Origin of the sequence: Rhizobium sp. AAP116 (assembly GCF_001295785.1) — a bacterium.
Classification (GTDB): domain Bacteria; phylum Pseudomonadota; class Alphaproteobacteria; order Rhizobiales; family Rhizobiaceae; genus Allorhizobium.
The window spans coordinates 1-26,389 of sequence record NZ_LJIB01000042.1 but is presented as its reverse complement, the minus strand read 5'-3'; the positions used below and the strand labels follow the sequence as shown (position 1 = coordinate 26,389).

General features: G+C 62.0%; 31 protein-coding genes and 1 pseudogene. 20 read left to right on the top strand and 12 right to left on the bottom strand.

Annotation, left to right across the window (positions count from 1 at the left end):
- Window positions 1–2: 2 nt before the first annotated feature.
- From IP85_RS22460 to infC, 3 genes are all read right to left on the bottom strand, one after another.
- On the bottom strand, window positions 3–521 hold the full coding sequence (locus IP85_RS22460; protein WP_054151412.1) for a hypothetical protein: 519 nt from the start codon (window positions 519–521) through the stop codon (window positions 3–5).
- A gap of 147 nt (window positions 522–668) precedes the next feature.
- The gene (locus IP85_RS19955) at window positions 669–1,256 is read right to left on the bottom strand and encodes a hypothetical protein (protein ID WP_245280916.1); all 588 of its coding nucleotides are present in this window, start codon (window positions 1,254–1,256) and stop codon (window positions 669–671) included.
- A gap of 175 nt (window positions 1,257–1,431) precedes the next feature.
- Entirely contained in the window at window positions 1,432–1,968 is a 537-nt protein-coding gene (gene infC / locus IP85_RS19950) for a translation initiation factor IF-3 (protein WP_236759370.1), read from the bottom strand.
- Window positions 1,969–2,145: 177 nt separating this feature from the next.
- On the opposite strand from infC, the gene IP85_RS19945 reads away from it, so the two are divergent.
- Together IP85_RS19945 and IP85_RS19940 are read left to right on the top strand one after the other, a co-directional pair.
- Window positions 2,146–2,940, top strand: coding sequence for an alpha/beta hydrolase (locus tag IP85_RS19945; RefSeq protein WP_054151409.1), 795 nt, complete (start codon window positions 2,146–2,148; stop codon window positions 2,938–2,940).
- Window positions 2,941–3,114: 174 nt separating this feature from the next.
- Entirely contained in the window at window positions 3,115–3,732 is a 618-nt protein-coding gene (locus IP85_RS19940; RefSeq protein WP_054151436.1) for a transglutaminase-like cysteine peptidase, read from the top strand.
- A 6-nt stretch (window positions 3,733–3,738) separates the two neighbouring features.
- Here the strand turns inward: IP85_RS19940 and IP85_RS19935 are convergent, their stop codons facing one another.
- On the bottom strand, window positions 3,739–4,920 hold the full coding sequence (locus IP85_RS19935; RefSeq protein ID WP_054151435.1) for an MFS transporter: 1,182 nt from the start codon (window positions 4,918–4,920) through the stop codon (window positions 3,739–3,741).
- Between the two features lie 138 nt (window positions 4,921–5,058).
- Between IP85_RS19935 and IP85_RS19930 the strand changes: the two genes are divergently transcribed.
- Both IP85_RS19930 and IP85_RS19925 read left to right on the top strand, forming a co-directional pair.
- Window positions 5,059–5,667 carry an RNA polymerase sigma factor gene (locus IP85_RS19930; RefSeq protein ID WP_197278033.1) on the top strand — a complete coding sequence of 203 codons (609 nt, stop codon included), beginning with the start codon at window positions 5,059–5,061 and terminating at the stop codon, window positions 5,665–5,667.
- Window positions 5,668–5,698: 31 nt separating this feature from the next.
- On the top strand, window positions 5,699–6,097 hold the full coding sequence (locus IP85_RS19925; protein ID WP_054151407.1) for a VOC family protein: 399 nt from the start codon (window positions 5,699–5,701) through the stop codon (window positions 6,095–6,097).
- A 28-nt stretch (window positions 6,098–6,125) separates the two neighbouring features.
- On the opposite strand, the gene mbfA is transcribed toward IP85_RS19925, so the two are convergent.
- Window positions 6,126–7,109, bottom strand: coding sequence for an iron exporter MbfA (gene mbfA / locus IP85_RS19920; RefSeq protein ID WP_054151406.1), 984 nt, complete (start codon window positions 7,107–7,109; stop codon window positions 6,126–6,128).
- 129 nt (window positions 7,110–7,238) lie between these two features.
- Here mbfA and IP85_RS19915 point away from each other — a divergent pair, with 129 nt between their 5' ends.
- From IP85_RS19915 to IP85_RS19905, 3 genes are all read left to right on the top strand, one after another.
- Window positions 7,239–7,709, top strand: coding sequence for a globin (locus IP85_RS19915; protein WP_054151434.1), 471 nt, complete (start codon window positions 7,239–7,241; stop codon window positions 7,707–7,709).
- Window positions 7,710–7,866: 157 nt separating this feature from the next.
- On the top strand, window positions 7,867–8,964 hold the full coding sequence (locus IP85_RS19910) for a TRAP transporter substrate-binding protein (protein WP_054151405.1): 1,098 nt from the start codon (window positions 7,867–7,869) through the stop codon (window positions 8,962–8,964).
- 191 nt (window positions 8,965–9,155) lie between these two features.
- Window positions 9,156–10,781, top strand: a complete 1,626-nt coding sequence (locus tag IP85_RS19905; protein ID WP_245280915.1) for an alpha/beta-hydrolase family protein — start codon at window positions 9,156–9,158, stop codon at window positions 10,779–10,781.
- A gap of 7 nt (window positions 10,782–10,788) precedes the next feature.
- On the opposite strand, the gene IP85_RS19900 is transcribed toward IP85_RS19905, so the two are convergent.
- The 4 genes from IP85_RS19900 to IP85_RS19885 form a co-directional block, all read right to left on the bottom strand.
- Window positions 10,789–11,817 carry a histone deacetylase family protein gene (locus tag IP85_RS19900; protein WP_054151404.1) on the bottom strand — a complete coding sequence of 343 codons (1,029 nt, stop codon included), beginning with the start codon at window positions 11,815–11,817 and terminating at the stop codon, window positions 10,789–10,791.
- A 138-nt stretch (window positions 11,818–11,955) separates the two neighbouring features.
- Window positions 11,956–12,297 carry a hypothetical protein gene (locus IP85_RS19895; protein WP_156323022.1) on the bottom strand — a complete coding sequence of 114 codons (342 nt, stop codon included), beginning with the start codon at window positions 12,295–12,297 and terminating at the stop codon, window positions 11,956–11,958.
- A gap of 147 nt (window positions 12,298–12,444) precedes the next feature.
- The gene (locus IP85_RS19890; protein WP_054151402.1) at window positions 12,445–12,969 is read right to left on the bottom strand and encodes a GNAT family N-acetyltransferase; all 525 of its coding nucleotides are present in this window, start codon (window positions 12,967–12,969) and stop codon (window positions 12,445–12,447) included.
- Window positions 12,970–13,002: 33 nt separating this feature from the next.
- On the bottom strand, window positions 13,003–13,578 hold the full coding sequence (locus IP85_RS19885; protein ID WP_054151401.1) for an XRE family transcriptional regulator: 576 nt from the start codon (window positions 13,576–13,578) through the stop codon (window positions 13,003–13,005).
- 120 nt (window positions 13,579–13,698) lie between these two features.
- On the opposite strand from IP85_RS19885, the gene IP85_RS19880 reads away from it, so the two are divergent.
- From IP85_RS19880 to IP85_RS19865, 4 genes are all read left to right on the top strand, one after another.
- Entirely contained in the window at window positions 13,699–14,265 is a 567-nt protein-coding gene (locus tag IP85_RS19880) for an XRE family transcriptional regulator (RefSeq protein ID WP_054151400.1), read from the top strand.
- An 82-nt stretch (window positions 14,266–14,347) separates the two neighbouring features.
- Window positions 14,348–15,550 carry a glycine C-acetyltransferase gene (locus tag IP85_RS19875; RefSeq protein WP_054151432.1) on the top strand — a complete coding sequence of 401 codons (1,203 nt, stop codon included), beginning with the start codon at window positions 14,348–14,350 and terminating at the stop codon, window positions 15,548–15,550.
- 2 nt (window positions 15,551–15,552) lie between these two features.
- Window positions 15,553–16,578: an L-threonine 3-dehydrogenase gene (tdh, locus tag IP85_RS19870; RefSeq protein ID WP_054151399.1), complete on the top strand. Its 1,026-nt coding sequence runs from the start codon at window positions 15,553–15,555 to the stop codon at window positions 16,576–16,578.
- A gap of 90 nt (window positions 16,579–16,668) precedes the next feature.
- The gene (locus tag IP85_RS19865) at window positions 16,669–17,397 is read left to right on the top strand and encodes an MOSC domain-containing protein (RefSeq protein WP_054151398.1); all 729 of its coding nucleotides are present in this window, start codon (window positions 16,669–16,671) and stop codon (window positions 17,395–17,397) included.
- Here the strand turns inward: IP85_RS19865 and IP85_RS19860 are convergent.
- The gene (locus IP85_RS19860) at window positions 17,382–19,073 is read right to left on the bottom strand and encodes an FAD/NAD(P)-binding protein (protein WP_054151397.1); all 1,692 of its coding nucleotides are present in this window, start codon (window positions 19,071–19,073) and stop codon (window positions 17,382–17,384) included. The genes IP85_RS19865 and IP85_RS19860 overlap by 16 nt on opposite strands.
- 165 nt (window positions 19,074–19,238) lie before the next feature.
- Here IP85_RS19860 and IP85_RS19855 point away from each other — a divergent pair, with 165 nt between their 5' ends.
- Entirely contained in the window at window positions 19,239–19,469 is a 231-nt protein-coding gene (locus tag IP85_RS19855) for a DUF2171 domain-containing protein (RefSeq protein ID WP_054151396.1), read from the top strand.
- A gap of 71 nt (window positions 19,470–19,540) precedes the next feature.
- On the opposite strand, the gene IP85_RS19850 is transcribed toward IP85_RS19855, so the two are convergent.
- Window positions 19,541–19,942, bottom strand: a complete 402-nt coding sequence (locus IP85_RS19850; protein ID WP_054151395.1) for a ketosteroid isomerase-related protein — start codon at window positions 19,940–19,942, stop codon at window positions 19,541–19,543.
- A gap of 81 nt (window positions 19,943–20,023) precedes the next feature.
- Here IP85_RS19850 and IP85_RS19845 point away from each other — a divergent pair, with 81 nt between their 5' ends.
- The 3 genes from IP85_RS19845 to lepA all read left to right on the top strand — a co-directional run bounded on the left by IP85_RS19845 (window position 20,024) and on the right by lepA (window position 23,385).
- Window positions 20,024–20,617, top strand: coding sequence for a GNAT family N-acetyltransferase (locus tag IP85_RS19845; protein WP_054151394.1), 594 nt, complete (start codon window positions 20,024–20,026; stop codon window positions 20,615–20,617).
- Window positions 20,614–21,489, top strand: a complete 876-nt coding sequence (locus IP85_RS19840) for a carbon-nitrogen hydrolase family protein (RefSeq protein WP_054151393.1) — start codon at window positions 20,614–20,616, stop codon at window positions 21,487–21,489. Before IP85_RS19845 ends, IP85_RS19840 begins: the two co-directional genes overlap by 4 nt.
- 75 nt (window positions 21,490–21,564) lie before the next feature.
- Window positions 21,565–23,385 (top strand): translation elongation factor 4, encoded by a 1,821-nt coding sequence (gene lepA / locus IP85_RS19835; protein WP_054151392.1) that lies wholly within the window; start codon window positions 21,565–21,567, stop codon window positions 23,383–23,385.
- A gap of 49 nt (window positions 23,386–23,434) precedes the next feature.
- On the opposite strand, the gene IP85_RS19830 is transcribed toward lepA, so the two are convergent.
- Entirely contained in the window at window positions 23,435–24,247 is an 813-nt protein-coding gene (locus IP85_RS19830; RefSeq protein WP_054151391.1) for an NAD(P)H-binding protein, read from the bottom strand.
- A gap of 71 nt (window positions 24,248–24,318) precedes the next feature.
- Here IP85_RS19830 and IP85_RS19825 point away from each other — a divergent pair, with 71 nt between their 5' ends.
- From IP85_RS19825 to IP85_RS22655, 5 genes and pseudogenes are all read left to right on the top strand, one after another.
- Window positions 24,319–24,720, top strand: a complete 402-nt coding sequence (locus IP85_RS19825; RefSeq protein WP_054151390.1) for a helix-turn-helix domain-containing protein — start codon at window positions 24,319–24,321, stop codon at window positions 24,718–24,720.
- Window positions 24,721–24,781: 61 nt separating this feature from the next.
- Window positions 24,782–25,012 (top strand): type II toxin-antitoxin system CcdA family antitoxin, encoded by a 231-nt coding sequence (locus IP85_RS19820; protein ID WP_054151389.1) that lies wholly within the window; start codon window positions 24,782–24,784, stop codon window positions 25,010–25,012.
- Between the two features lie 2 nt (window positions 25,013–25,014).
- Window positions 25,015–25,314, top strand: a complete 300-nt coding sequence (locus IP85_RS19815; RefSeq protein WP_054151388.1) for a CcdB family protein — start codon at window positions 25,015–25,017, stop codon at window positions 25,312–25,314.
- 80 nt (window positions 25,315–25,394) lie between these two features.
- A pseudogene (locus IP85_RS22585) lies at window positions 25,395–25,565 on the top strand (DUF1508 domain-containing protein); the annotation flags it as partial.
- On the top strand, window positions 25,551–25,760 hold the full coding sequence (locus tag IP85_RS22655) for a DUF1508 domain-containing protein (protein ID WP_280949610.1): 210 nt from the start codon (window positions 25,551–25,553) through the stop codon (window positions 25,758–25,760). The pseudogene IP85_RS22585 and the gene IP85_RS22655, both read left to right, overlap by 15 nt.
- Window positions 25,761–26,389 lie beyond the last annotated feature (629 nt).

Genomic DNA, 26,389 nt, shown 5'->3' with positions numbered 1-26,389 from the left:
TGTCACCATCCAAAGATATTGAGTTTGCGGCCGGTCGCCGCCTCGAACTTGAGTGTTCTGACACTCGGACCGCTCTGCACCTTCAACGTATAGAAGGGCTTGCGCGCCTGCATGTTGAGATCGACGGCGATCACACGTCCGCCGCCCTGCTCGTCGACCCGTTTTAGAATTTCCCGCAGTGGCAGGATCTCTCCGCGCCTGACGGCTTCGCGCGCCTCCTTCTGGTCGCGCTCACGCCTGGAGCTGCCGGATCGGTCGTCGTCGTCGTCATCGTCCCTGTCGTCATCGTCGGAGCCTCGTCCCGAGCCGCTGCGGTTCTCCTTGTCGTCCTTGTCGTCATCTTTGCCACTGTCATCATCATCATCATCGTCGTCAGATCCGCTGCCGCCGCTGTCGTCATCTTTGCCACTGTCATCGCTGTCGCCATCATCCCCTCCGTCCTTTGCCCATGCCGATGACGTCGGTATGGCGGAGGCCAGACCGAGGCTCAGAAGGGCAAGAATGAAAAGACGACGGTCCATACAGGCTCTGTTCGGGTTTGTCGGAGAGTAGCGCGGGCCGAGACTTGCGCCAACAGGAGAAAAGCTATCCCCGCCCGGTGGGGGCCGGGCGGGGCGAAACGGTGAGAGGGTGCCCGCGGCGGCTCGGGCTTCACCGCTTCGAACTGGTCAGATGGCGGGGACCACGGTCACGCTGGACAGCGTGCCGCGTGGGGCCCGAAGCTTGATTTCCGTGTTGCCATGCTCCTGCTCAACCTCGAAGCGTAAACGCTTGCCATTCTGGTCGACGGGGATCATGGAGCCGCTGAGCAAGCCCTGCAGCTGGGTGTTATTGACGATAAGGCGGATCTCGTCGCGATCGCGGTTGCCGCTCCGGCGGCTGCCGTCCTCGGCGCTGTCATCAAAACGATCGTCGCTGTCGTCATAGCCATCATCGTCATCATCATCGCCGCTACGGTTGCGATCGCGGTCGCGGTCCCGGTCCCGACCCGAGCTGTCGTCATCGTCATCGTCGGAGCTGTCGCGGCCACTATCGTCCCTGCCGCTGTCGTCGCTACCACTGTCATCGCTACCGCCGCCGCCACTGTCACCGCTGTCGTCGCTGCCACCATCATCATCACCGCCACGCGCTTCGGCCTGGCTGACGACGAAGGATGCAAGGGTAGAGGGCGCGAGCGAGGCGATCGCGGGGATCAGGGTGAGTGCGGCCAATGCCGTGGTCGAGACCAGCAAGGTCCGGCGCAGAAATCGGGTCATCTTGAATTCCTCCAGGTTCGCAATCGCTTTCGATGGAGGGATCATGCAGCAACGCCGCTGACAGAGCGGCCGCTGTGACGATCAGCGTTCTGTCAGACAAGGAACCGGCAAAAACCACGCATGAAAAAAGCCGCCCCGTAGGGCGGCTTCATCCGGTCCTGCCGTGCGGCAGCAATCAACGCGGCGCGAGCACCATCATCATCTGGCGGCCTTCGAGCTTCGGCTCGGCTTCCACCTTGGCGATCGTCGCGGTGTCTTCCTTGACCTGAAGCAGGAGCTTCATGCCGAGTTCCTGGTGGGCCATTTCGCGGCCACGGAACTTCAGCGTCACCTTGACCTTGTCGCCCTCTTCGAAGAAGCGATTCATAGCCTTCATCTTCACCTCATAGTCATGGGTGTCGATGTTCGGGCGCATCTTGATTTCTTTGACCTCGACGATCTTCTGCTTCTTGCGCGCTTCGGCCGCCTTCTTCTGGTTGGCGTATTTCAGCTTGCCCAGGTCGAGGATCTTGCAGACCGGAGGCTCGGCATTCGGCGAAATCTCGACCAGATCCAGTCCGGCCTCTTCGGCCATGCGCAACGCCTGATCCGTCGCCACGACACCGAGGTTCTCGCCCTCTTCGTTGATCAGCTGGACTTTCGGAATGCGGATTTCACGGTTGGAGCGCGGCCCGTCCTTTACGGGGGCATCGGTCTTGAACGGTCTGCGAATGGTCGTATTCTCCTCAAAACATTTCGGAATGTCGCAGCGTAAACCCGCGCGCATCCGCGTCAAAGGGCTATGTGATATCTGCGACGGCAGTGTCAATAGCATGCTTGCGAAAGAAAATCACCTGTTGTCGCGCACTTCCTGGATGTGTTTTACAGCATTCGACAAAAGGAGCACTCGATGACCGACACAGCCAACATCCTCAGAGAGACGACACTGACCGTCGGTTCCGGCGATGCAGCCCGCGACATCGCGGTCATCACCCGCATGGGAACCGAGACGGACCGGCCGGCGCTTGTCTGGCTCGGGGGCTACCGCTCCGATATGGCCGGTACCAAGGCCATCGAGATGGACGCGTTGGCAGCTGACGAGGGGCTCACGGCCATTCGCTTCGACTATTCCGGCCACGGGGTGTCCGGCGGCGATTTCAGAAAGGGGACCATCTCGCGCTGGACCGAGGAAGCGCTTGCCGTTCTTGCCTCGTCGGGCCTGAAGAAGGCCGTACTGATCGGCTCCTCCATGGGCGGATGGATTGCACTTCGCGTCATCCAGGAGGCCAGGCGCCTCGGCCTGCCCTTCTCGGTCGATGGCCTGGTGCTGATCGCGCCGGCACCCGACTTCACATCGGAGCTCATCGAGCCCAGCCTGACTGCGGCAGAGCGGCAATCCCTGGCCGAGCGCGGCTATTTCGAAGAGCCGTCCGAATACAGCCCGGAGCCCAACATCTTCACCCGCGACCTGATGGAAGACGGGGCCGAGAACCGAGTGCTGACCGGGCTCATCGAGACCGGTTGCCCGGTCCATATCCTGCAGGGCATGAAGGACCCGGACGTGCCCTATCAGCACGCCCTGAAGCTGATGGAATTCCTGCCGCTCGACGACGTGGTGCTGACGCTGATTCGCGATGGCGACCACCGGCTTTCCCGTCCAGAAGACATCGCCAAGATGAAATCGGCGATACTTTCAATGATCTGAGTATTTCGGTCTCTCTATATCTCCTCGATCTTGGGAACCGATTCTCATTTCGGCTGTTCGAACTGTCGCATTTTAACCATACCGGATGAATTGCGCGGGAGAGAGCCTCCCGCGCCGTTGACTCACGTCCTGTCGCAATCTTAACCTTTTGTTAAGGATACAGGGGACGTGTTCATGACGAACGGCTCGCGCGCCATCAAGGCGCTGATCATTGCAGTTGCGGTGCTCGCACCTGCCCATGCGGGTCTTTCGGCACCGCAGACATTGCGATCGATGATCACCGGCGCCGTGACATCCCAGCCCATCGGCCATTACGAATTCTGCAAGGCCCTCGCCGATGAATGCAGCATCCGGACCCGTCCTTCGGTGCCACCGAAGGTCACCGATCACGGCTGGAGCGTCATCCGCGACATCAATGCCAGCGTCAATCACGCCATCGTCCCCATGACGGATGCGGAGATCTACGGCCGCGAGGAAGTCTGGGCCTATCCGGTCGATCTCGGCGATTGCGAAGATTTCGTGCTGTTGAAGCGCAAGAAGCTGATGGAAGCCGGATTCAATGCGGCCGATCTCCTGATCACCGTCGTGCGCAAGCCGGATGGCGAAGGCCATGCGGTGCTGACGGTCCGCACCCAGTCCGGCGACTTCGTGCTCGACAACCTCAACGACGACGTCAAGCTCTGGACCGAGACGCGCTATGCCTTCCTCAAGCGCCAGTCTTCGACCGACACCGGCCGCTGGGTCACCATCGAGAACGGCACCTCCGACGTTCTCGTCGGCGCGCTGCAGTAAAATCGGTCAGCTTTGTCTCTCGCGCGTCAGCGCGAGGGTCGCGATCACGGCGAGGCCGGCCATGCCTGCCAATGCAGCCAGAGCTGCATTGGTCCCGACCGTCTCGTTCAGCCAGATCACGGACACAGGCGCAATCGCCGAGGCGATGATGCGGGCGGACGCGAGCGTGCCCATGGTCCGGCCATAGCCCACGGCGCCGAAGTAGTGGAGCGGCAGGACGCCCCGCACGATCGAGGTCAGCCCCTGCCCTGCCCCGTAGAAGATCGCAAAGGCGATGGCGAATGCCGCCATCGGCTGGACCAGTGCGCCGGCAAGAATGGCGAGGCTCAGCGCCATGGCCGATGCGGCGATGATTGCGGTCAGCGGCGGCGAGAAAAGGTTGCGTCTGACATATTCGATCAGCCTGGCAGCTACCTGGCTTGGACCGATGAGGCTGCCGGCAAGCGTTGCCATTGCGGTGGCGTAGCCGAGGTCGTGCATCAGGACGAGAAGTGTCGACCCCACCGCCGACATGACGAAACCTCCGGCGGCAAAGGCCGTTGCCATGAGGATCATCCGGCGTTTGCGCTCCCCGTCGAGAACAGGCTCACCGGTCGATTGCTCTTCACGGACGGTCTCCTCCGGCGCGATCATCCGTGTCCTTGGCAGGGCAAGATGGATCGGCAGCGCGATCAGGAGGTGCATCGCGGCCATCACCAGGTAAATGTCGCGCCAGGTCATGACGGTGAGCAGCCATTGCAGGAGCGGCCAGAAGACGGTGGAGGCAAAGCCTGCGATCAGCGTCACCAGCGTGATATGGGCGCGCGCCTCGCGGCCATGGCTCTGGGCGAGTGCTGCAAAGCCCGCATCGTATTGTACCGCAAGCGCAATGAATTCGGCGACGAGCGTGATCGCCGCGAATTGCCAGGCATTCTCCATCACCGAAAACAGCGCGAGCGAAAGTGCTGCCGCGACGGAACCGAGACAAAGGATGAGGCGTGCACCGTATCGATCGACCAAGCGCCCGAGCACGGGGGCTGCCACCGCGCCCGCCAGCAGCCCGAAAGAAAAGACGCCGAAGACGAAGCTCTGGCCCCAGCCGAATTCGCGAGCGATCTCGGGAGCCAGCACGGAGAAGGAATAGTAGAGCGTGCCGTAACCAATGGTCATGGTGACGCCCAGACCGATGGTCGCGGGAGATGCTTTCATGAAGGCGCCATATCCACGGATTATTGCAGGCATGTGACCATTCATCCTGACGCAATCGGTCACCTCAGCCAAACTCAATCTCTGTTGCTTGTCGGGTCAGCCGGGGTCTGCCACCATGACGGGTGAGTGGGGGACATCGTGCAGGCCAGACAGTTCAGACAGCTTCTCAACGAGGCGCGACGCCTCAGCCGGCGGGCGGACGAGGCGGAAGACCTACTTCAGGACGCGCTCCTCGCCGCGATCACCGCAGGCCGGAAGGATTTTTCCAAGCCGGAGAACCTGCGTTGGCTGCGCGGCGTGTTGCGCCATCGCAGTAGCTTCGTGGCGAGATCGGCAGTCAGGCGACGGCAGCGGGAGAGCGTCTTCGTATTTCGGCAACCGCAGACCAGTGAACCGGCCGAGCCGAATGACCTCGCCCACCATCTGCAACGCCTGCCGCCCGGCCTCAGAACCACCTTTCTGCTCGCTCTCAATGGCCAGACGCATGCCGAGATCCGTCATCTGCTGAAGCTCAACGAGGCGGCACTGCGCCAGAGGATCTGCGACATCCGCAAACGCCTGCGTCCCTTTGAATTTACTGGCGCAGTACCAGAACGGCTGTGCGGAAATCTCGCCTTCGGCTCGATCCGCCAGACGCTGCGTCCGCTGATCGGCCATGTCCACGCGACGCTTGCGACCCATGATCCGGACGGTCATCTGATTTCTTTTGGACGCAACCTCACGAAAATACGGCCAGCGGCAACATGATCATGTTCGCATTCCAACACGGGAGTTCTCCATGCTGAAATCCAAAAAACTCACCAATATCTGCTACTACGTCGCCGATATCGATCGGACGGCCCGTTTCTACGGCGAGACGCTGGGGCTCGACCTTCAGCGCATGCCGAACGAGCCGGGCGAACCGGACTGGCTCATTGCCTCGACGGCCAACGGCATCGATCTCCTGTTCTTTCAAATGGAGACCAGGCCCGGCAATTCACCGATCATCGTCTTCGACCTCGACGACGGCGGCATCGACGACATGGTTGCGGGACTGGCCGAACAGGGTGTCACGATCGTGACACCCGTCAGCCATGCGCCCGGCGGCTGGTCATCTGAATTTGCCGATCCAGACGGACATACGCTGTCCATGTATCAGAGCGAGGAGATGCCGCGACGGAAGAAGGCTGCAGTCTAAGGCGCCAGCTGTCGCTCCTCGCATTGCGTCACCCCTGCCCGATCAGCACCCCGGCGGCCAGCACCAGCGAGCCGCCGAGCACCACCTGCATGGCGGCGCGCCAGAAGGGCGTCTCCATGTAGCGGTTCTGAATGAAGGCGATCGCCCAGAGCTCGAAGAAGACGACGATGATCGCGGTGATCGTCGCGGTCCAGAAATGCGGGATGAGATAGGGCAGCGCGTGGCCGAGACCGCCGACCGTGGTCATGATGCCGGAGGCAAGGCCGCGCTTCAGCGGCGAGCCGCGGCCAGAAAGCTTGCCGTCGTCATGGGCTGCCTCGGTGAAGCCCATCGAAATGCCCGCACCGACCGAGGCCGAGAGGCCGATCAGAAAGGTCGACCAGGTATCGCCTGTCGCGAAGGCGGCCGCAAAGATCGGCGCCAGCGTCGAAACAGAACCGTCCATCAGGCCTGCGAGGCCGGGCTGCACATAAGTCAGAATGAACTGACGCTTCTTCGTTTCGTCTTCCGTCTCGCGTGCATCCTCCGGCAGATGCCGGTCGCCGAGCATGGTCGCGATCTCTTCATGGCCCTGTTCGGCCATGGCGAGATCGCCGAGCAGCTTGCGGATGCCGGCGTCGGAGGTGTGCTGGGCGGCCTCGTGATAGAAGCGATAGGCCCCCTCTTCCATCTGCAAGGCCTCTTCGCGGATCTGGTCCAGCGTCAGGTTCTTCCTGAGCCAGTCCGGCTTGCGATCATAGAAGCCGCGCACATGTTCGCGCCGGATCAGCGGGATACGCTCGCCGAAACGGTCCCGATGCATCTGGATCAGCATGTTGCGATGGGTATGCTCCACCTCGGCCATATCCTCGAAAACCTTGGCAGATTGTGGATAGGCCGCCCGCAACTGGTCGGCATAGGCGAGGTAGATGCGGGCATCGTCCTCCTCGGAGGAAATGGCAAGCGCCAGGATCTCCTGTTCGGAGAGTGTGTCGAAGGGGCGCTTGCCGCCCTTCTGGAAAAGACTGAACATGACGATTATCACCTATCTTAGAATTATTCTAAACTTAGGCCATGGGAGGCCTTGTATCAAGATGCCGCATAGACCATTTGCACGGCAGGGTGCATCAGGTGCCCGAAAGCCATGAACGAGACGAAACCGATGACGATGGAACTGACGGGCCGCGCCGCCCACCGCGCTGAAATCACGGCTCGTGCCCAGGCCGACATGGCAGCCATGGGTGTCGATGGGGCATTTATCGACCGCTTGGTGGAGACGTTCTACGGGCATATCCGCCAGCATCCCGAGCTCGGCCCGGTGTTCGACGGGCGGCTCGCCGGACGCTGGCCGGACCATATGGTCAAGATGAAGGCCTTCTGGAGTTCCGTCGCCTTCAAGACAGGCGCCTATGGCGGCAAGCCAGTGATGGCTCACCAGAATGTCGACGGCATGGCGGAACACCTTTTCCTGCAATGGCTGCAGCTCTTCTCCGACACCCTCGTCGAAATCGGCGCCTCGGAAGAAGCCCATGGCTGGTTCATGGCCAGCGCCGAGCGGATCGCCAAGAGCCTGGTGCTGTCCCTCTTCTACAATCCAGCCTTCGATGACCCGCGCATGCGTAGCCCGTCCTGACAGTTCCTTGCGCGGAACACCGCTTGCGCGAAAGAATAGGCAAATTTGGTAAGGTTGCCGGACAATTTCCTGAGCTTTTGAACTTGCACTCCCGGTCATGCCCGACTAGACCCACCGCGGGAGCTGGAGGAGTGCGTATTATCAGAGGCAAGAGATCATGAACCGCCGTCAATTTTTCAAGCAGGCCAGTGTCGCCGGCATCGGTGCCGCCGCGCTTGCCGCCCCCGCGATTGCCCAGGAAAATCCGAAGATCACCTGGCGCCTCGCCTCGTCCTTCCCGAAGAGCCTCGACATCATCTATGGCGCTGCCACCGACATTGCCGAAAGCGTCTCGAAGGCGACCGACGGGCAGTTCCAGATCCAGGTCTACGCAGCTGGCGAAATCCTGCCGCCGCTTGAGGTCGCCGATGGCGTCGCCGACAATACCGTCGAGATGGCCCATACCTGCTGCTATTATTACATCGGCAAGGATCCGGCCTTCGCGCTCGGCACCGCCATCCCCTTCGGCCTCAATGCCCGCATGACCAATGCCTGGTTCACCGCTGGCGGCGGCAATGAGCTGCTCAACGAGTTTCTCGCCCCTTACAAGCTCTATGCGCTTCCCGCCGGCAATACCGGCGCGCAGATGGGCGGCTGGTATCGCAAGGAGATCAAGACGATCGACGACCTGAAGGGTCTGAAGATGCGGATTGCCGGTCTTGCCGGGGAAATCATGACCAAGGTTGGCGTCACGCCGCAGCAGATCGCCGGCTCCGACGTCTATCCGGCGCTCGAAAAGGGCGCCATCGACGCCACCGAATTCGTCGGCCCCTATGACGATCTGCAGCTCGGCTTCTACAAGGTCGCGCCCTACTACTATTACCCGGCCTGGTGGGAAGGCGGCCCGACGGTTCACGCCTTCTTCAACCTCGAAAAGTTCAACGCGCTGCCCGAAAGCTACAAGCGTATCCTGACGGATGCCTGCGCTGCCGCCAACGCCCGCATGCTCGCTCGCTATGATGCGTCCAACCCCGGGGCGCTTCGCGAACTCGTCGCCGGCGGCGCACAGCTGCGCGCCTTCTCGTCGGATATCCTCGACACCTGCCACAAGGCGGCGAAGGAAACCTATGCGGATCTCTCGGCCAAGAACGAGTGGTTCAAGAAGCTCTTCGACAGCCAGCAGGCGTTCAAGCAGGACGCCTATCTCTGGGCTCAGATCGCCGAATACAGCTTCGATACCTATCAGATGATCCAGCAGCGCCAGGGCACGCTCTGATCAAGGCGTCATCGTCCGACAACGACAAACCCGGCTTCCAGGCCGGGTTTGTCTGCTTTTGCCGCAGGGTCGCTTCATGCCCTTCAAAAGGCAGGACAAAACGACTAAGCTCTCGGTGGAACGGAACAGGAGCCGCAACGCTCCAACTGCATGAAGCGGGAGACAGTGCACTGTCGGTCATCGTCAGGGTCTTGATCGGCAAGCTTTCCCTGTCGGGCGTCGTTCTCGCGATCGCCTTCTTCTGCGCATCGCTCACTCCCAGTCTCATGCCGCGCGAAGCCCTGGTGCAGGGTTCCCTGTCCGGCATCGCGTCAGCTGTCGGCTATTTCTTCGGCGTTCTCCTGAGCTCCGTCTGGCGGCTGTTCGAGTTGCCCGAACCCCGGCTGCGTCGGGACAAGGCGCTTTTCTGGATAGCGGCGTTTGGTGTGTCCACAATGGCCGTGGCGCTCTGGCGCTCCGCGGTCTGGCAGGAATCGGCGCGCGCGCTCTGGCAGATGGCTCCTCTCGACGTGTCATATCTCGAGGCGGTGCTGGTGGCCGCAGCCCTGTTCCTTAGCCTGCTATGGATCGCCCGTCTGTTCATGATGCTGTTCAGGAGGCTGGCGGCACGCATGGCCACCATCTTCCCGGCACGCTTCGCCACCGCGATCGGCTTCGTCATCGCCGCCTTCATCTTCTGGTCGATCGGCGAAAACGTGGTTTTGCGCGGCGCAATCCGGCTCGCCGATTCCTCCTTCCAGCAATTGGACGACCTGATGGAGGACGAATTCGCCGCGCCGACGTCCTCGGCAAAAACCGGAGGACCGGATTCGCGTCTCGAGTGGCATGGTCTGGGCCGTCAGGGTCGTCATTACATCGCGTCCGGCCCGACGCGCGAAGATATCGAGCGCTTCTGGGGAGAGCCGGCGCTGGCGCCGATCCGCGTCTATGCGGGCCTCAACAATGGAGAAAACATCGAGACGCGCGTCGCACTCGCGCTCGAGGAACTTATCCGACAGGGCGGTTTCGAACGCTCGACGCTGGTGATCAAGGCTCCGACCGGAACCGGCTGGATCGACCCTGCGGCGGCAGACACGCTCGACCTTCTGCTGCGCGGCGATGTCGCAAGCGTCGCCCTGCAATACTCCTATCTGACCAGTTGGCTCTCGCTGCTGGTCGAGCCGGAATATGGCTCGGAGTCGGCAAAGGCGTTGTTTCGCGCCGTCTATCGTCACTGGAAGCAGTTGCCGCCCAATGAACGCCCCCGGCTGGTGCTCTATGGCCTGAGCCTTGGAGCGCTCAACTCGCAGAGCTCAGTCGACCTTCTCGAAATCGTCGCCGATCCCTTCTATGGCGCATTGTGGGTCGGACCGCCGTTCCAGAGCCGGATGTGGAGCGAACTCACCGCCGGTCGGGAGGCGGGCTCGCCTGCCTGGCTGCCCCGCTACGGCGACGGCTCGATCGTGCGCTTCACCAATCAGCGGGCCGACCTCAATTCACCCTATGCCGAATGGGGGGCACTGCGGATCGTCTACCTGCAATATGCCAGCGACGCCGTGGTATTTTTCGACCCCCGTTCGGCCTATCGGTCTCCCGCCTGGCTCTCGGGCACGCGGGGTCCGGATGTCTCTCCCGAACTCACCTGGTATCCCGTGCTCACGATGTTGCAACTCCTGTTCGACATGATGATCGCGACGACCAGCCCGGTCGGTTACGGGCATGTCTATGCTCCGCAGCATCATATCGATCCCTGGATCGCCGTGACCGGGATTGAAATCGACCCGGCCGACGTGGCGCGGCTGAAGCGCCACTTCACCGCAGTCGCAGAGACCTATTGAGGCGCCTTCAACCTTCCAGCCCTTTGAGCACATTGGCGACGTTGAGCCCGATTTCGGGCACGCCGTAGCCGCCTTCCATGAGCGTCAGCACCGGCACGCCACTGGCCGCGATCATTTCGCCCATCCGGATATAGTCAGGGCTCTTCAGCTTGAAGAAGCTGATCGGGTCCTTCTCGAACGTATCTACGCCGAGCGAGACCACGATGGCTTCCGCGCCATAGGCCTTGATCTTCTTCAGGCTGTCTTCCAGCGCTGCCGACCAGATGTCGAAAGGCGTGCCCGAGGGCATCGGGTAGTTGGCGTTCAGGCCTTCGCCTTCGCCCTCACCGGTTTCGTCGGCATAACCGAGGAAGAAGGGGAAGGCGTCTTCCGGCTCGCCATGCAGCGAGGCAAAGAAGATGTCGCCGCGGCGATAGGTGATGTCCTGCGTACCATTGCCATGGTGGAAGTCGACGTCGAGGATCGCGACTTTCTTGGCGCCGTGGTCGATCAATCGCTGGGCGGCAACGGCGGCGTTGTTGATGAAGCAATAGCCGCCGAAGAGATCGATGCCGGCATGGTGGCCGGGCGGGCGGCAGAGCGAGAAGGCGAAGCGGTTGCCTTCGTTCAGCCAGTCGGCACCGGACAGGGCCACATCCATCGAGGCAATCGCCGCCTCATAGGTGCCCTTGGAAATCGAAGTCTCTGCCGAATTGGTGTAGTAGCCGACGGCGCCGTCGATGTTCTTCGGCACGCGGCCCGTCTGGCTGCGGCGGCAGGGGAAAGAGGTGGCGATCGCCTCGCCTTCGAAGCCATGCGCCTGCCAGCGGTCCCAGCAGGTGCGCAGGAATTCGAGATAGCCTGCGTCATGCACCTTGAGCGCGGTTTCAAGCCCGTGTTCGGCCGGCGCGCGGACATCGGTGAAGCCCGCATCCCGGACGCCCGAGAGCACCCATTCGGCGCGGAACGGACCCTCGAAAGGCTTGACCAGCAGGCCGCCATGCAGCTCGGTCTTGGCGTCTCGCAGCTTGTGCTTTTCGGAATAAAATACGCGCATGTCGGTTGTTTTCCCTCTGGTGTTTTGGAGAGAAAACTAGCCTCGTCACGGCCTCAGCCACAAGTGCAAAGGGGGCGATTTTCCTGGTCAATCGACCAAAAAAATCGCCCCCGCCCCTCGGCCCCCGCCGATCCGATGTTACTCGGTCAGGTTAATCCGCTCGGTCTCGCCACCGGTGCAGGTATAGCAGCAGTTCTCGCAATTCTCGGCATTGTCAGGACCGACGCCCCAGTAGCTCTGCTTGTCGCCGGAAATCCAGGCGCCGTAGCAGATCGTCTCGCCTTCTTCGCAAGACAGAGGGATCTCCTTGGTCTCACCGTCATCGAGATAAAAGACCTGGTTGTCACCCGGCCAGACATGGTCGCGATCCTGGCTGTAGAGCTCGACCTCGACGGCATTCGGATGATCGTTGCGCATGAAGAAGGTCACGTCTGCGGCCAATGCGGGTGCCGCAATGGCAACAGCCAGCGCCAAACCCAACCATCTCAAAGTTGCTTTTGCAACCATCTGAAGTCCACCCCCGGAAATTTGAAAACGGAGGGACGATAATCAGATGCGTCGACCGCTGAAAAGGGCGAAGCTCAGACGTTTTTTGGGCTCAATCTCAAGAACTTGGCAGAGATGCCGTCAGGCCACAGTTTTCCAGAAGATCACCGTGTCGCAGTAGCGACCATCCGGAAACAGCGCGTAGTTCGGGATGATGCCTGAACGCTGCCAGCCAAGCTTTTCATAGAGCGCCTCGGCAAGCTCGCCTGCTGCCGTGTCGAGCACCAGCAACGTGCGTCCGGCCTGCGCTGCCCCCTGTTCGGCGGCCGCCATCAGCGCCTTCGACAAGCCGAGACCACGGGCGTCGCGATGCACCAAAAGCTTCATCAGATCGCCGCGATGCGGCTGGTTCGGCTTCGAGGCAAAGCCGACCTGAACTGTGCCGACCAGCCCATCGCCGAGAAAGGCGCCGTAGAGCAGGACTTCGCCACGCCCGACTGCCTCTGCGACGCCCCGCCAGAAGGTTTCGCCATCAGCGGGCGCAAACGGCGACATGAAGCCGAGCGAGGCGCCGCCATCGACGCAATCGGAAAGCGTCTCGCAGAGGTCGGGCAAGGCGCCAAGCGTCTCGTCTTTGGAAAGCGGGCGGATATTGGGCGAGGGCATGGGGCAGGTCCTGTCGTCGGAAGTGGGAGATGGTCAGGGGCCGAGGGAAATCACCACGGCATAGCGGGCGGGTCGATCGGTCGGGTTTCGGTAGCCATGCACGTCACCGACATTCATGAACAGGCAGTCGCCGGCTTCGAGCCGGTGTAACGTTTCGCCAACCAAGAGTTCGATCACGCCGTCGAAGACCCAGACATGCTGCGTCTGGCTGCGCCCGCTCGGGCGGCCGGGAAAGCGGACCTCGGCACCGGCCGGAAACTCGACCTCGACGATATCGGTGCCGCTGCCTGTGCCCGGGGGCGAAATCGCACGGCGCAGATATCCGCTTTCCGGATCGCGCCAGACCGGTTGGTCGGCTCGTCGTGACAGTGGCGAGGGTTCGCTCTCCGTGCTGGCAAAGAAGACGGACAGGGAAACCCCGAGCGCCGAGCAGAGCCGCGCCAGAAGCGCTGCCGTCGGACTTGCCTCGGATCGCTCGATGCGCGAGATCATCGCCCGGCTGACGCCTGAAAGGTCCGCCAGCTGATCAAGCGTCAGCCCCCGTTCGACGCGCAGGCGCTTCAGCCTTTCGGCGACATGTTTCTCGAATTGATCCTCTGATTCCATTATTTGAGAATTCCACGCGCATATATTGGAGTCAAGCTTTCATGCCCGCCCTCTTCCGTTGCGCCTGCCGGTCGGCGTAAAAGAGGCGGTCGGCACCCGCCGACGTGACCGCAGGACATTCTTATGCAGCAGCACACTCCCGAGATCGGCCCGGCCATCAAGCGCGAGCGCAAGGCGCGCAAGCTGACGCTCGAACAGCTCGGCACATTGTCCGGCGTCTCCAAGTCGATGCTGAGCCAGATCGAGCGCGGCGAGGCCAATCCGACCTTTGCCGTGCTCTGGAGCCTGACCCAGGCAATGGAAATCGAACTCTCGGACCTGATCGGCAATGGCACCTCCGTCGCCGGACGCGAGGAGATCGAGGTGACCTCGGTCATGCACACGCCCGTCATCCGCAGCGCCGATGGCTCCTGCCGGCTGAAGATCCTGAGCTCGCCCCGGCTCGCCGGCCAGACGGAATGGTATGAGCTCGAAATGGATCCCGGCGGCGCGCTTGTCAGCCAGCCGCATGCGATCGGCGGCTTCGAGCATTTCACCGCCTTTACCGACGGTTTCGAGATTTCGAGCGGCGGCAGCAAGACGGTCATCAGGGCCGGCGAAACCGCCCGTTACCGCGCCGATGTCCCGCATGCGATCCGCAATGGCGGAACGGATATCGGCAAGGGGCTGCTGGTCGTGCTACACAGATAGGCGAAAGGGCAATTCCAAAATATCGATTGCCGCAGGGCAAAATTCCGATATGCTGGAATTATTCAGCATCGAGGGATTTCCCATGCAGACCGGCTTTCTCGACCACATCACCGACGTCCTCCAGGGCATCGAAGCCGACGGGCTTTTGAAGCGCGAACGCGAAATCGTCAGCCCGCAATCGGGCCGCATCCAGGTGCGCGATGCCAGGGGCACGCGCGAGATGATCAATCTCTGCGCCAACAATTATCTCGGCCTCGCCAACCATCCCGAAATCGAAAAGGCCGCCAAGGCCGCGATCGACAGCCACGGCTTCGGCATGGCCTCGGTGCGCTTCATCTGCGGCGCGCAGGACATCCACCGTCAGCTCGAACTGGCGATTGCCCGCTATCTCGACAAGGACGATGCGATCCTGTTTGCCGCCTGCTTCGATGCCAATGGCGGGATCTTCGAGACGCTGCTCGGCCCCGAAGACGCAATCATATCCGACAGCCTCAACCACGCCTCGATCATCGACGGCGTGCGGCTCTCCAAGGCGAAGCGCTACCGCTATGCCAATTCGGACATGGACGGATTGGAAGACGAGCTGAAGAAGGCAATTGCCGACGGCACGCGCTTCCGGCTGATCGTCACCGACGGTGTCTTCTCGATGGACGGCTATGTCGCCAAGCTTCCGGAGATCTGCGCGCTCGCCGAGAAATACGGCGCCATGGTGATGATCGACGAATGCCATGCCACCGGCCATCTCGGAGAAAAGGGCAAGGGCACGCCGACGCTGACCGGTGTCGGCACCCGCGTCGACATCATCACCGGCACCTTCGGCAAGACGCTGGGTGGCGCCATGGGCGGCTTTATCGCCGGCCCGAAGGCGGCTATCGATCTGCTTCGCCAGCGGGCTCGGCCCTATCTCTTCTCCAACAGCCTCGCCCCCGCTGTCGCTGCCGGCTCGCTCAAGGCAATCGAGATCGCCGAAAGTGCCGACGACTTGCGCGAAAAGCTTACCGGCCATACCAAGCGCTTCCGCCAGGGCCTGACCGAGGCGGGCTTCGAGCTACTGCCCGGCGAGACGCCGATCATCCCGGTCATGACCCATGACGCGGTGCTGGCCCAAAAGCTTGCCGCCGAGCTCGATGCCCGCGGCGTCTATGTCGCCGGCTTCTTCTTCCCCGTCGTGCCGAAGGGCCAGGCCCGCATCCGCACCCAGATGTCGGCAGCGCTTTCCGAGGCCGATATCGACACTGCCATCGCCGCATTCATCGATGCCGGCAAGACCATCGGGATGATCTGATCATGAAGGCGCTTTCCAAGCAGAAATCCGAAGTCGGCATCTGGATGATCGACGCGCCCGTTCCCGAAATCGGGCCGGACGACGTGCTGGTCAAGATCAACAAGACGGGCATCTGCGGCACCGACGTTCATATCTACAAATGGGACGAGTGGGCGCAGAAGACGATCCCCGTGCCGATGATCACGGGCCATGAATATGCCGGCGAGATCGTCGCCGTCGGCGCCAATGTCCGCAATCTCAGCGTCGGCCAGCGGGTTTCCGGCGAGGGCCATCTCGTCGGCATGAACAGCCGCGCCTCACGCGCCGGCAAGTATCACCTTGACCCGGAAACCCGGGGCATCGGCGTCAATGTGCAGGGCACCTTTGCCGAATTTGCCAAGATCCCGGCCTTCAACATCATCCCGCTGCCAGACACGATCGACGACGAGATCGGCGCGATCCTCGATCCGCTCGGCAATGCCGTGCATACGGCGCTCGCCTTCGACCTCGTCGGCGAGGATGTCATCATCACCGGCGCCGGCCCGATCGGCATCATGGGGGCCGCGATCGCCCGCCATGTCGGCGCGCGTCACGTGGTCATCACCGACGTCAACCCGGAGCGCCTGGCGCTTGCGGCCGAAGTTGCCGACGTGCATCCGGTCAACGTCGCGAAGGAAGACCTGCGCGATGTCATGGCAAAGCTGAAGATGAAGGAAGGCTTCGATGTCGGCCTTGAGATGAGCGGCTCGCCGGCAGCGCTTGACCAGATGATCGACCATCTCGTCATGGGTGGACGCATCGCACTTCTCGGCGTGCCGGCGCGTCCCTTCCATTTCGATCTCTCCAAGGTCGTCTTCCGCATGGTGACGCTGAAGGGCATCTATGGCCGCGAAATGTTCGACACCTGGCACAAGATGCTCGCCATGCTCGAAAGCGGCCTCGACATCCGCAAGGTAATCACCCACCGGATGAAGGTGGACGATTACGCCGAAGCCTTCGAACTCGCGAGCGCCGGCAAGGCGAGCAAGATCGTGCTCGACTGGACCTGATGCAACTCTGCAGAATTCGGCGCTCCGCAGAAATGCGGGAACATAGAGCGGCTTTTCGACGTATGGTGATCGTCTGAAACAGGAGTCATCATGCGCAAAATCGGTCGAGTGCGGGAAGTCTGGCGCTATCCGGTGAGTTCTCTCGGCGGAGAAGCGCTCGCCTCGATCACCGTCTCGCCTGAAGGCATCGAGGGTGACCGTCGCTTCGCGCTGTTCGATCCGGACACAGGCCTTGCCGCCGCCCCCGAGAAGGAAACGCGCTGGCGCCCTGCCCTCTTCATCACCGCCTCGCAACCGGCAACCGGACTGCCGGTTCTGCGCTTCGCCGACGGCGCCGAACATGCACTCGATGACAGCGCATTGCCGGACCGTCTGGCAGAGCATTTCGGCTTCCCTACCGCCATCGGGCTCGTCGGGTCAGGCGATTACCGCTTCCCCGTCGTCTCCAACCGCTACGCACCGGCGCCGCTTCACCTCGTGACCACGGCCTCGGTCAGCGCGCTTGCGGCAGTCACGGGCCTCCCGCCGCTGGATGCGAGACGCTTCCGCCCCTCGGTGTTGATAGAGACGGAAGACGATGAAGGCTTCATCGAAAACGACTGGGTGGGCCACATCGTCAGGATCGGCGAAGCGGATATCCGCGTCACCGAAGCCTCGCGCCGCTGCGGCATGACGCTGGTCGCTCAACCGGGCATGGCAGAAGAGCCCGACGTGCTGCGCGGCATCATGCGCCACAACAAGCGCAATCTCGGCGTCTACGCCAAGCCGGCCGCACCCGTCACGCTGTCCGTCGGCGACCCCGTTTACGCCGAGATCTGAAACACCGGCGTATCAACGTCCACTATGTCCCTCAGGATCGCCCGGCCGACCGTCTCGCCGATATCCCGCGCGCTGGTGATCCCCTGCACGAAGGGCTCCTTGTGCAGCAGGAAGGCCACCGCTGCGCAATAGAGCCTGCCTTCCGACATCAGACCGAGACGCGGGCGATAGAATTCATCGACGTCGATTCCACCGGTGCGAACCATATCGGGATCCCGGTCGAGCGATCGGATCGCCGTCGCCTTCGGCGTCGCGGCTTCGCGCACACCACCCTGATCGACAAGCGTCGGAAAGGGCAGATCGGTCGCCGACAGCGTCTCCTGACCGGTCGCATCGACAAAGGCCCCGAAGGTATGCGTGGTTCCGTCAACCACGATCTCGGCGCCCCGCTCCAGGCCATCCTCGGCCGTCCGGATCTCGTAATCCTCGCCGAGTTTCAGGATCGACAGCTTGCCCGTACGGGCAAGCGCCAAAAGCCGGCGAATCGACATCAGCGGTACCGTTGCATAGTCGTCGATGAAGATGCCCTTGAAGTGACGATGGAAGCGCTTCAGATCGTTCTCATCGAGATGCGGAATGACCTTTGCCACGATCTCGTGGGTGATCAGGATCGCATAGCGCCACGGCACGGTGTAACGCTTCTGCCGGTTCTCTTCGGCCTCGGCCAGATTTTTCGACGCCCAGACAAAGGGATCGCTTTCGCTGCGATCGGCATAATAAGCGGCGGCGAAGGTCTCGACCGTCAACTGCGACAGCCCGATCCGGGCGGCATAATCAGGGTCACGCGCAACGATTTCGCCGCGAAACAGCTCGAAGACCTCGTCGAGCAGATCGTGCCGGCCCGTGGCAATCAGCGCATCGATCGCTTCTTCGGTGCAGACGAGGGGCGTGACATACGGAAGCGGGCAGTAGAAATCGGCCTCCGGCAGGATGCCCTTGCGTGACATCAACGTGGCGGAGAACCCTTCGGTATCGGCAGCCGGCTGATATTGCAGATCGCCGGCGGCATCGGCGTAGAACATGCCGTGTGCCGTCGCGACCGTCATCAGCGCATCGATGCCGCTCAGCGACGTGCCGAGAATGCCGACCGCCTCATTGCGGATCGATGTCAGAACGGTCGCCGGCCAGGGCGAAACGAAGTAGCCCGGCCGGATTTCCGTGCTGTCGGGCCAGTTGTGGCCGGTCGCCATCACGACATGGTCGTAGGCCGCGTCGTTCTCCCCGTCGACATGGCTGACGCGAAGGCGGATCGCATCGGCCTGGATCTCGATGTCGATCACCTTGTGGCGGGCAAGCACGATGATCTCGTGACCACGCTCGGCCGCGATTGCCCGCATCCGCTCGAACTGCGCCTGCATGTAGTCGCCAAGCACGAGACGCGGATAAAACTCCCGCTCATCGATCGCCTCGCGCCTGATCCCGTGGCGCATCAGCGTATCGTCATCCTGTCGTCGCAACCACTCGACCAGGGTCTCCGTAAACGCCGGAAACTCGATGCTCGGGATGTTGGAGAGCATGGCGGGATCGTTCATGTCGGGATGGTAGGGCGTGCCCTTTCCCGGCTCGCCCTCTGCCTCGTAAAGCGTGATGGACAAGGGAACGGTGGAACCGATCAGTTGTTTGAAGGTGTAGAGGCCGGTGGGACCGGTGCCGATGATCGAAATTCTCGGAAACATGTATGGACTCGCTGTCGGCGAGGGATCTCGCGCGGGTGCCTATCAATGCATCTGAAGCATGGATGTTCCCTTGCCTGTCTCATGCCTTCTGCGGCGAAGCGCCCCGGAACAAATGCCGCCCGTCGCGCCTTTCTCCGACACCCCAACCCAAGAGGAGCATGACCAATGATTTCTGCAGATCAGATCCGCGAACACATGGAAGTTCTTGCCCAGGACGGCGCCCATGTCGGCACCGTTGACCATATGGATGGCGCAAGCCGCATCAAGCTGACCAAGAACGATTCCGCTGATGGCCAGCACCATTACATCCCGCTCGACTGGGTCGATCATGTCGATCAGCACATCCATCTGTCGAAGGACGGCGATACCGTGAAGCGCGACTGGTCGGTCAACTGATCGATCAGTGCCTGGCACAATGCCGGCAGAAGAGCCGCCACGCCTATGCGTGGTGGCTCTTTCTCGTTTTATCAGCCGCCGACCTGGGCGATCCAGTCGGGAAGGCTGTAATAGTTGGAGATGCGGGCGACCTTGCCGTCGCGGATTTCGAAAAAGGCGCCCGCCGGCAGGCGGTAGGTCTGGCCATTGGCTTCCGGCAGGCCCTCGTCGGTTGAAAGATAAGTGCCGTTGACGATGAATTCGGCCGCACCCCGCGTGCCGTCCTCGTTGACCATGATCACCATGTCGGTGAGCTCTTCCCGGTAGCAGCGGTTCATGTGGTCCATGAACGTCGCGAAGGCTTCCTTCCCCGTCTGGCGGGCACCCTGGTTGATGTCATGCGCGACGTCATCGGTCAGCAGCGCGAGGAAACGGTCCATGTCGCCGGCATTGAAGGCATCGTAATAGGCGCGGATGGTGGCTGCGGCGGTCATCGGTCACTCCTCGTCGTGGAATTGCTTTCTTGGGTGGTCGCAGATGGGTATAACCACTCCGCAACGGACTGAAAACACTCTATGGCGCTTACGATCCAATCCTTTTCCGGCAGCGACGCCGCCCCCTATTTCGACGACCTCGCGCGGCTTCGGATCACGGTCTTCCGCGATTTTCCCTATCTCTATCATGGCGATAGCGACTACGAGCGGCAGTACATGGAGATCTACGCCCGCTCGGAAGGGTCGGTCTTCATCCTCGCCATCGATAATGGCCTGGTCGTCGGCGCCTCCACGGGGACGCCGATGGCGACAGAGACCGACGAGGTCCAGGTACCGTTCATCAAAGCCGGTCGCGATCCGGCCGATTACTTCTATTTCGGCGAAAGCGTGCTTTTGCCCGAGTATCGCGGTCAGGGCATCGGGATCAAATTCTTCGAGGGCCGCGAGGCGCAGGCGAAGAGGCTCGGCCTGCGCTACGCCACCTTCTGCGCCGTCGAGCGCCCCCTCGACCATCCGCGCCGCCCGGCCGACTACCAGCCGCTCAATGCCTTCTGGCAAAAACGCGGCTATACCCATCACCCCGAGCTTCGAACCACCTTCACCTGGCGCGACCTCGACGAGACCTTCGAGAGCCCAAAGCCGCTTTCCTTCTGGATCCGGGATCTTTCACCATGACCGCTCTGACCCTCGCCGCCTGCCAGTACAAGATCGATCTGATTGAGAGCTGGGAAGACTACGTCCTCCACCTGACACACCTCGTGCATCAAGCCGTCGATCGCGGCGCAAAGCTCGTGCTCCTGCCGGAATATGCCGGCCTCGTGCTCGCCGGCCAGCTCGATCCGGAAACCCGCTCCGACCTCACCGGCTCGATCGCCGGCATCCAGCCGCTGATCCCGGCCTGGGTCGAACTCTGCGAGGAGCTCGCCCGCACCCACGAAATCGTCTTCCAGCCCGGCTCCGCTCCGGTGCTCGATCCTGACGGCCAATACCGCAACCGCGCCTATCTTTTCGGTCCCGATGGTCTGATCGGTCATCAGGACAAGATCATCATGACCCGCTTCGAGCGTGAGCAATGGGGCATTGATGCCGGGAAGGATGGCCTTACCACCTTCGACACCCCACTCGGCAAGCTCGGCATACTCATCTGCTACGACAACGAGTTCCCGATGCTGGCCCATAGGCTCGCCGAACAGGATGTTGACCTCATCCTCGCCCCCTCCTGCACGGATACACTTGCCGGCGCCTATCGCGTGCGCATCGGCGCCCAGGCCAGAGCACTCGAAAACCAGATCGCCGTCCTTTCGTCACCCACCGCCGGCACCGCCCCCTGGTCGCCGGCGCTCGACGAAAACCGCGGCCGCGCCGCCCTTTTCGTGCCCTCCGACTACGGCATGCCGCCATCGGGCATCTATGCCGAAAGCGAGAGCGACGAGGTCGAAGAGAGCCACTGGCTGATCACCGAGATCGATCTCGATACCGTCCGGCGCCTGCGCACGGAGGGCCAGGTCGCCACCCGCCGCGACTGGCCGGAACAGTTCGGGGTGTGACAACCCCGGTTTTCCAGCCGATCGCGACAATTTCCCGCTAGGCGTTGACCGAGCTCGCTGCTATATGCGCGAGCCATGAGCACCGATCGCACGCCCCTGAGCCATATCCGCAACTTCTCCATCGTCGCCCATATCGACCATGGCAAATCGACGCTGGCCGACCGCCTGATCCAGTCGACCGGCGGCCTCGCCGATCGCGAGATGTCGGAGCAGGTCCTCGACAACATGGAGATCGAGAAGGAACGCGGCATCACCATCAAGGCCCAGACGGTGCGGTTGCACTACAAGGCCAACAATGGCGAAACCTATGTGCTGAACCTGATCGACACGCCCGGTCACGTCGACTTCGCCTATGAAGTCTCGCGCTCGCTGTCGGCGTGCGAAGGCTCGCTGCTGGTCGTCGACGCATCCCAGGGCGTCGAAGCCCAGACGCTGGCGAACGTTTACCAGGCCATCGACAACAATCACGAGCTGGTGACGGTCCTCAACAAGGTCGACCTCCCGGCCGCCGAGCCCGAGCGCATCAAGGAACAGATCGAGGAAGTCATCGGCATCGATGCCTCCGAAGCCGTGCTGATTTCGGCGAAGACCGGTCTTGGCATCCCCGACGTTCTCGAAGCCATCGTGCACAAGCTGCCGGCGCCGAAGAGCGAAGGTGGCGAAAAGGCCCCCTTGAAGGCCCTGCTCGTCGACAGCTGGTACGACACCTATCTCGGCGTCATGGTTCTCGTGCGCGTGCTCGACGGCGTGCTGACCAAGGGCCAGACCATCCGCATGATGGGCACGGACGCAAAGTATGCGGTCGAGCGCGTTGGCGTGCTGACGCCGAAGATGGTCGCCGTGGATTCACTTGGCCCCGGCGAAATCGGCTTCTTCACCGGTTCGATCAAGGAAGTGGCCGATACCCGCGTCGGCGACACCATCACCGAAGACAAGCGCCCGACCGCCAAGATGCTGCCGGGCTTCAAGCCGGCCCAGCCGGTCGTGTTCTGCGGTCTCTTCCCCGTCGATGCCGCCGATTTCGAAGACCTGCGCGCTGCCATGGGCAAGCTGCGCCTCAACGACGCTTCCTTCTCGTTCGAAATGGAATCCTCTGCGGCGCTCGGCTTCGGCTTCCGCTGCGGCTTCCTCGGCCTGCTGCATCTCGAAATCATCCAGGAGCGCCTCGAGCGCGAATTCGATCTCGACCTGATCGCGACCGCCCCGTCCGTCGTCTACAAGCTGTTCATGACCGACGGCACGGAGCGCGAGCTGCACAACCCGGCCGATATGCCCGACGTGGTCAAGATCTCGGAAATCCACGAGCCGTGGATCAAGGCGACGATCCTGACGCCAGACGATTATCTCGGCGGCATCCTGAAGCTCTGCCAGGACCGGCGCGGCATCCAGACCGAACTCACCTATGTCGGCAAGCGCGCGATGATCACCTATGAGCTGCCGCTCAACGAAGTGGTTTTCGATTTCTACGACCGCCTGAAGTCGATCTCCAAGGGCTACGCCTCCTTCGACTATCATCTCGACGGCCATCGCGAGGGCAACCTCGTGAAGATGTCGATCCTCGTCAATGGCGAGCCGGTCGATGCCCTCTCGATGATGGTCCACCGCATGGCAGCCGAAAAGCGCGGCCGCGACATGTGCGAGAAGCTCAAGGACCTGATCCCCAAGCACATGTTCAAGATCCCGATCCAGGCCGCGATCGGCGGCAATGTGATCGCCCGCGAAACCATCTCGGCACTGCGCAAGGACGTCACCGCCAAGTGCTACGGCGGCGACGCATCGCGTAAGCGCAAGCTCCTCGACAAGCAGAAGGCCGGCAAGAAGCGCATGCGCCAGTTCGGCAAGGTCGAGATCCCGCAGGAAGCCTTTATCGCAGCGCTGAAGATGAGCGACGAGTGAGGGTTGGAGGGAGCCTTTTCCAAGGCTCCCACTCGCCATTTCCGCTTCATCACCCTGCCCCCCGCGCAGCCTCTGCCGCGATCGCCAAGGTCGGCCGCGGCGCCCCGGCGATCAGGGCCAGAAGGTCCGTGTTCTCCGCTTTTAGAAATCCTGCAGCCGCACTGGAATAGATCGACATCAGCATCGGCGGCTGGAAGGGCTTGAGCGGAGCACCCACCAGCGACGCCCGCATCTCCTCGAGGCTCCATGGCTGATATGCGGCGGCGAGGACATCCGCCAGATCGGCAACACTCCAGGCTTCTGCTCCCGACAGTTCGTAGATCATGCCCGCATGGGCGCGCGGGTCCTTGAGAACCGCCAATGCGGCAGCGGCCAGATCGCGCCTCGCCACGGGCGATAGCGGCGCGGTGCCGAAGGGTGCCCGGATCACGCCATCAAGCGGTGCGGCAAGTGCCCCGATCAGCTCGGCATAGAGACCATTGCGCAGGATCGTCCAGGCAAGGCGGCTGTCCTTCAGCCGCTTCTCGGTCCATCGATGGGCAAGCGAGAAAGCAAGATGGTCACCCGTTCCGCTGAGGCTCGTATAGACGACATGTCGGACGCCCGAGCGGATAGCAGCTGCGATCACCGCATCATGGCGGCGGATGACGACATCGTCTTCCGCGTAACCGGCAGAGATCATCATCAGCGTTTCGACATCGCTAAAGTCGAGCGTTTCGGGATCGTCGAAATCGATCCGGCGTCGACCTGTATCCGTCTCCTCTGCCAGACGGCTGCCAATGCAGAAGTCGAGACCGGCGTCTTTGGTACCTTGCGCGATGAGCGAGGAGAGTTGGCCGGAGCCTCCAGTGAGCAGTATCATGGGTTGCGTCCTTTTCGTTGCGGGCGCATTTATTTATTGCGCCCTCAGGAACGACGTAAGGAGGCACATTGATGTTCGCCGCAACCCAGCCCGGGATCGAGACGCTCGAACCCTGCGGCACACCGGAACACGAAGATTGCGGTCTTCGCCTCACGCTTGATCGCCTCGGTGAGAAATGGACCGTCATGGCGATTGCCGAGCTCTCGGCCGGTCCGCGCCGCTACCGGGAGATCGAGCGCGCGCTGTCAGGCGTCACCCAGCGCATGCTGACGCTGACACTGCGTCGTCTCGAGCGGGACGGACTGGTCGACCGTCATGTCGAACCCACGAACCCTCCCTCGGTCACCTATTCTCTGACGCCCCGGGGCTTGGGATTCTCCGCCATCACGGCCGGGCTGGTCGAATGGTCGCGGGCACACAAGGAGGCGATCCTTTCATCGCGGGAAGCCTATGACGGGCGAGGCAATGGCTGATCGGCCCATTCTCAGCAAGCCGGAGCCGTGCTAGGCTCCGTCCCGCGCCGGAGACCATCCTATGTCGATCGAAGCCCGCAAAACCCATGACCTGACGGTCAGCCAAACCCTCGTCGCCGAGGCAGAATCCCTCGGCCTCGACATCACGGGTGCGGCTGAACAGGGCATTGCCCGCGCCATCAAGGCCGAGAAGGAACGGCGTTGGAAGATCGAAAACGCCGAGGCGATCCAGGCGGATAACGACTATGTCGCCAAGCACGGCCTGCCCCTCGCCAAATACCGGCAGTTCTGACCATGGCGCGATTTCGGGTCCATCGCCTGAAATCGGAAGACCAGTTGGTCGTCGATCTCCAGTCCGACTTTCTCCATGATCTTCCCACGCGGGTTGTCGCACCATTACAGCCGGTCGAAACCGTCTCCTGGGTGATCGCCCGCCTTACGCCTCGCTTCGAGGTTAGCGGTAAAACCTATGTCATGGCGACCCACCGTCTCGCGGCTCTTCCACTCTCTGAGATCGGTCCCGTGATCACCGATCTCTCCGCCCGCGCCGACGACATCACCGTCGCCACGGATTTCCTCTTCCAGGGCTTCTGAGCCCTGCTTGCCCGCCCGTCCCCATCGCGCTAGCATTCGGATGCAATCATAAGCCGATAGGCAAAACAGGGGAGACGGGCATGCACAAGTTCAAGATCGTCAAGACCGAAAAGGGCGAGTTCCGCGTCCAGTTCGTCTACAATGCCGAGATCATGGTCTGGTCGGAAAACTACGCTTCGAAGGCAAGCGCGAAGAACTGCGTCGAGTCGCTGAAGAAGAACGCCCCCGCAGCGCCCATAGTCGATCTTACGAAGAAGGAGACCGGCAGCGGTTATCGTTTCGAGATCGACGAAGCCAAGAACGGCGAAACCTTCGTCCGCTTCCGCGCCGCCAATGGCGAAATCATGGTGCGCTCGGAAACGTATAAGTCGAAGTCCAGCGCCAAGAATTGCATCGAGTCGATCCAGAAACGCGTGGCGGAGGCTGCGGTGGAGGAGGCAGAGTGAGGCCTCGACATTATCAGTCAAACTGAAGGCTTAGCGGGTTCCTCCTCTCCCCCTTGTGGGAGAGGTTACAAAATCGAAGGCTTAGCCCGATCAGGGCTAAACTTCAGACTTTGTTGGTGAGGGGATCGGCGATGGTGGCACCAGATAACCGCCCCCCCTCTCTGGCGATTTCGGATGTTTAGGCGGCTTGCGCTCGCCTAGTTCATCGAAATCGCTTTCTCCCCCAACAAAGGGGGAGATGGGCGTTGCGCATGCCGCCCGCTCCCGCTTCTCCCCGCTGGGGAGAAGATGGTCCGCAGGACCAGATGAGGGGGGCGCGAAGCGCAAGGCGATGCTGCAGAGCATTGGCGGGTTTATGGTGATCCTGTGCGCGGCGAAATCCGGCTCCGCCGCCCCCTCATCCGGCGCTACGCGCCACCTTCTCCCCGCTGGGGAGAAGAAGGAGGCCGCCGCCCCCCCCTCAATTCCCCTAGTCGGCGGGGGATGACTTTGAGAGTTTCCTCAACAAAATCAAACCCCGACATGTTTTTTCATCCCCGCCCATTTCCACGCGCTTACCCTGATGCCCGTCCCGCCCTCGGATACACCTGACGATGCGATGTCAGGCGAGGCGGGGCCGGCGCCGGGGT

Coding starts and splice junctions, on each gene's coding strand:
- IP85_RS22460 (WP_054151412.1), bottom strand. CDS start 521: ATGGACCGTCGTCTTTTCATTCTTGCCCTTCTGAGCCTCGGTCTGGCC.
- IP85_RS19955 (WP_245280916.1), bottom strand. CDS start 1,256: ATGACCCGATTTCTGCGCCGGACCTTGCTGGTCTCGACCACGGCATTG.
- IP85_RS19945 (WP_054151409.1), top strand. CDS start 2,146: ATGACCGACACAGCCAACATCCTCAGAGAGACGACACTGACCGTCGGT.
- IP85_RS19940 (WP_054151436.1), top strand. CDS start 3,115: ATGACGAACGGCTCGCGCGCCATCAAGGCGCTGATCATTGCAGTTGCG.
- IP85_RS19935 (WP_054151435.1), bottom strand. CDS start 4,920: ATGAAAGCATCTCCCGCGACCATCGGTCTGGGCGTCACCATGACCATT.
- IP85_RS19925 (WP_054151407.1), top strand. CDS start 5,699: ATGCTGAAATCCAAAAAACTCACCAATATCTGCTACTACGTCGCCGAT.
- mbfA (WP_054151406.1), bottom strand. CDS start 7,109: ATGTTCAGTCTTTTCCAGAAGGGCGGCAAGCGCCCCTTCGACACACTC.
- IP85_RS19915 (WP_054151434.1), top strand. CDS start 7,239: ATGACGATGGAACTGACGGGCCGCGCCGCCCACCGCGCTGAAATCACG.
- IP85_RS19910 (WP_054151405.1), top strand. CDS start 7,867: ATGAACCGCCGTCAATTTTTCAAGCAGGCCAGTGTCGCCGGCATCGGT.
- IP85_RS19900 (WP_054151404.1), bottom strand. CDS start 11,817: ATGCGCGTATTTTATTCCGAAAAGCACAAGCTGCGAGACGCCAAGACC.
- IP85_RS19890 (WP_054151402.1), bottom strand. CDS start 12,969: ATGCCCTCGCCCAATATCCGCCCGCTTTCCAAAGACGAGACGCTTGGC.
- IP85_RS19880 (WP_054151400.1), top strand. CDS start 13,699: ATGCAGCAGCACACTCCCGAGATCGGCCCGGCCATCAAGCGCGAGCGC.
- IP85_RS19875 (WP_054151432.1), top strand. CDS start 14,348: ATGCAGACCGGCTTTCTCGACCACATCACCGACGTCCTCCAGGGCATC.
- tdh (WP_054151399.1), top strand. CDS start 15,553: ATGAAGGCGCTTTCCAAGCAGAAATCCGAAGTCGGCATCTGGATGATC.
- IP85_RS19865 (WP_054151398.1), top strand. CDS start 16,669: ATGCGCAAAATCGGTCGAGTGCGGGAAGTCTGGCGCTATCCGGTGAGT.
- IP85_RS19860 (WP_054151397.1), bottom strand. CDS start 19,073: ATGTTTCCGAGAATTTCGATCATCGGCACCGGTCCCACCGGCCTCTAC.
- IP85_RS19855 (WP_054151396.1), top strand. CDS start 19,239: ATGATTTCTGCAGATCAGATCCGCGAACACATGGAAGTTCTTGCCCAG.
- IP85_RS19850 (WP_054151395.1), bottom strand. CDS start 19,942: ATGACCGCCGCAGCCACCATCCGCGCCTATTACGATGCCTTCAATGCC.
- IP85_RS19845 (WP_054151394.1), top strand. CDS start 20,024: ATGGCGCTTACGATCCAATCCTTTTCCGGCAGCGACGCCGCCCCCTAT.
- IP85_RS19840 (WP_054151393.1), top strand. CDS start 20,614: ATGACCGCTCTGACCCTCGCCGCCTGCCAGTACAAGATCGATCTGATT.
- lepA (WP_054151392.1), top strand. CDS start 21,565: ATGAGCACCGATCGCACGCCCCTGAGCCATATCCGCAACTTCTCCATC.
- IP85_RS19830 (WP_054151391.1), bottom strand. CDS start 24,247: ATGATACTGCTCACTGGAGGCTCCGGCCAACTCTCCTCGCTCATCGCG.
- IP85_RS19825 (WP_054151390.1), top strand. CDS start 24,319: ATGTTCGCCGCAACCCAGCCCGGGATCGAGACGCTCGAACCCTGCGGC.
- IP85_RS19820 (WP_054151389.1), top strand. CDS start 24,782: ATGTCGATCGAAGCCCGCAAAACCCATGACCTGACGGTCAGCCAAACC.
- IP85_RS19815 (WP_054151388.1), top strand. CDS start 25,015: ATGGCGCGATTTCGGGTCCATCGCCTGAAATCGGAAGACCAGTTGGTC.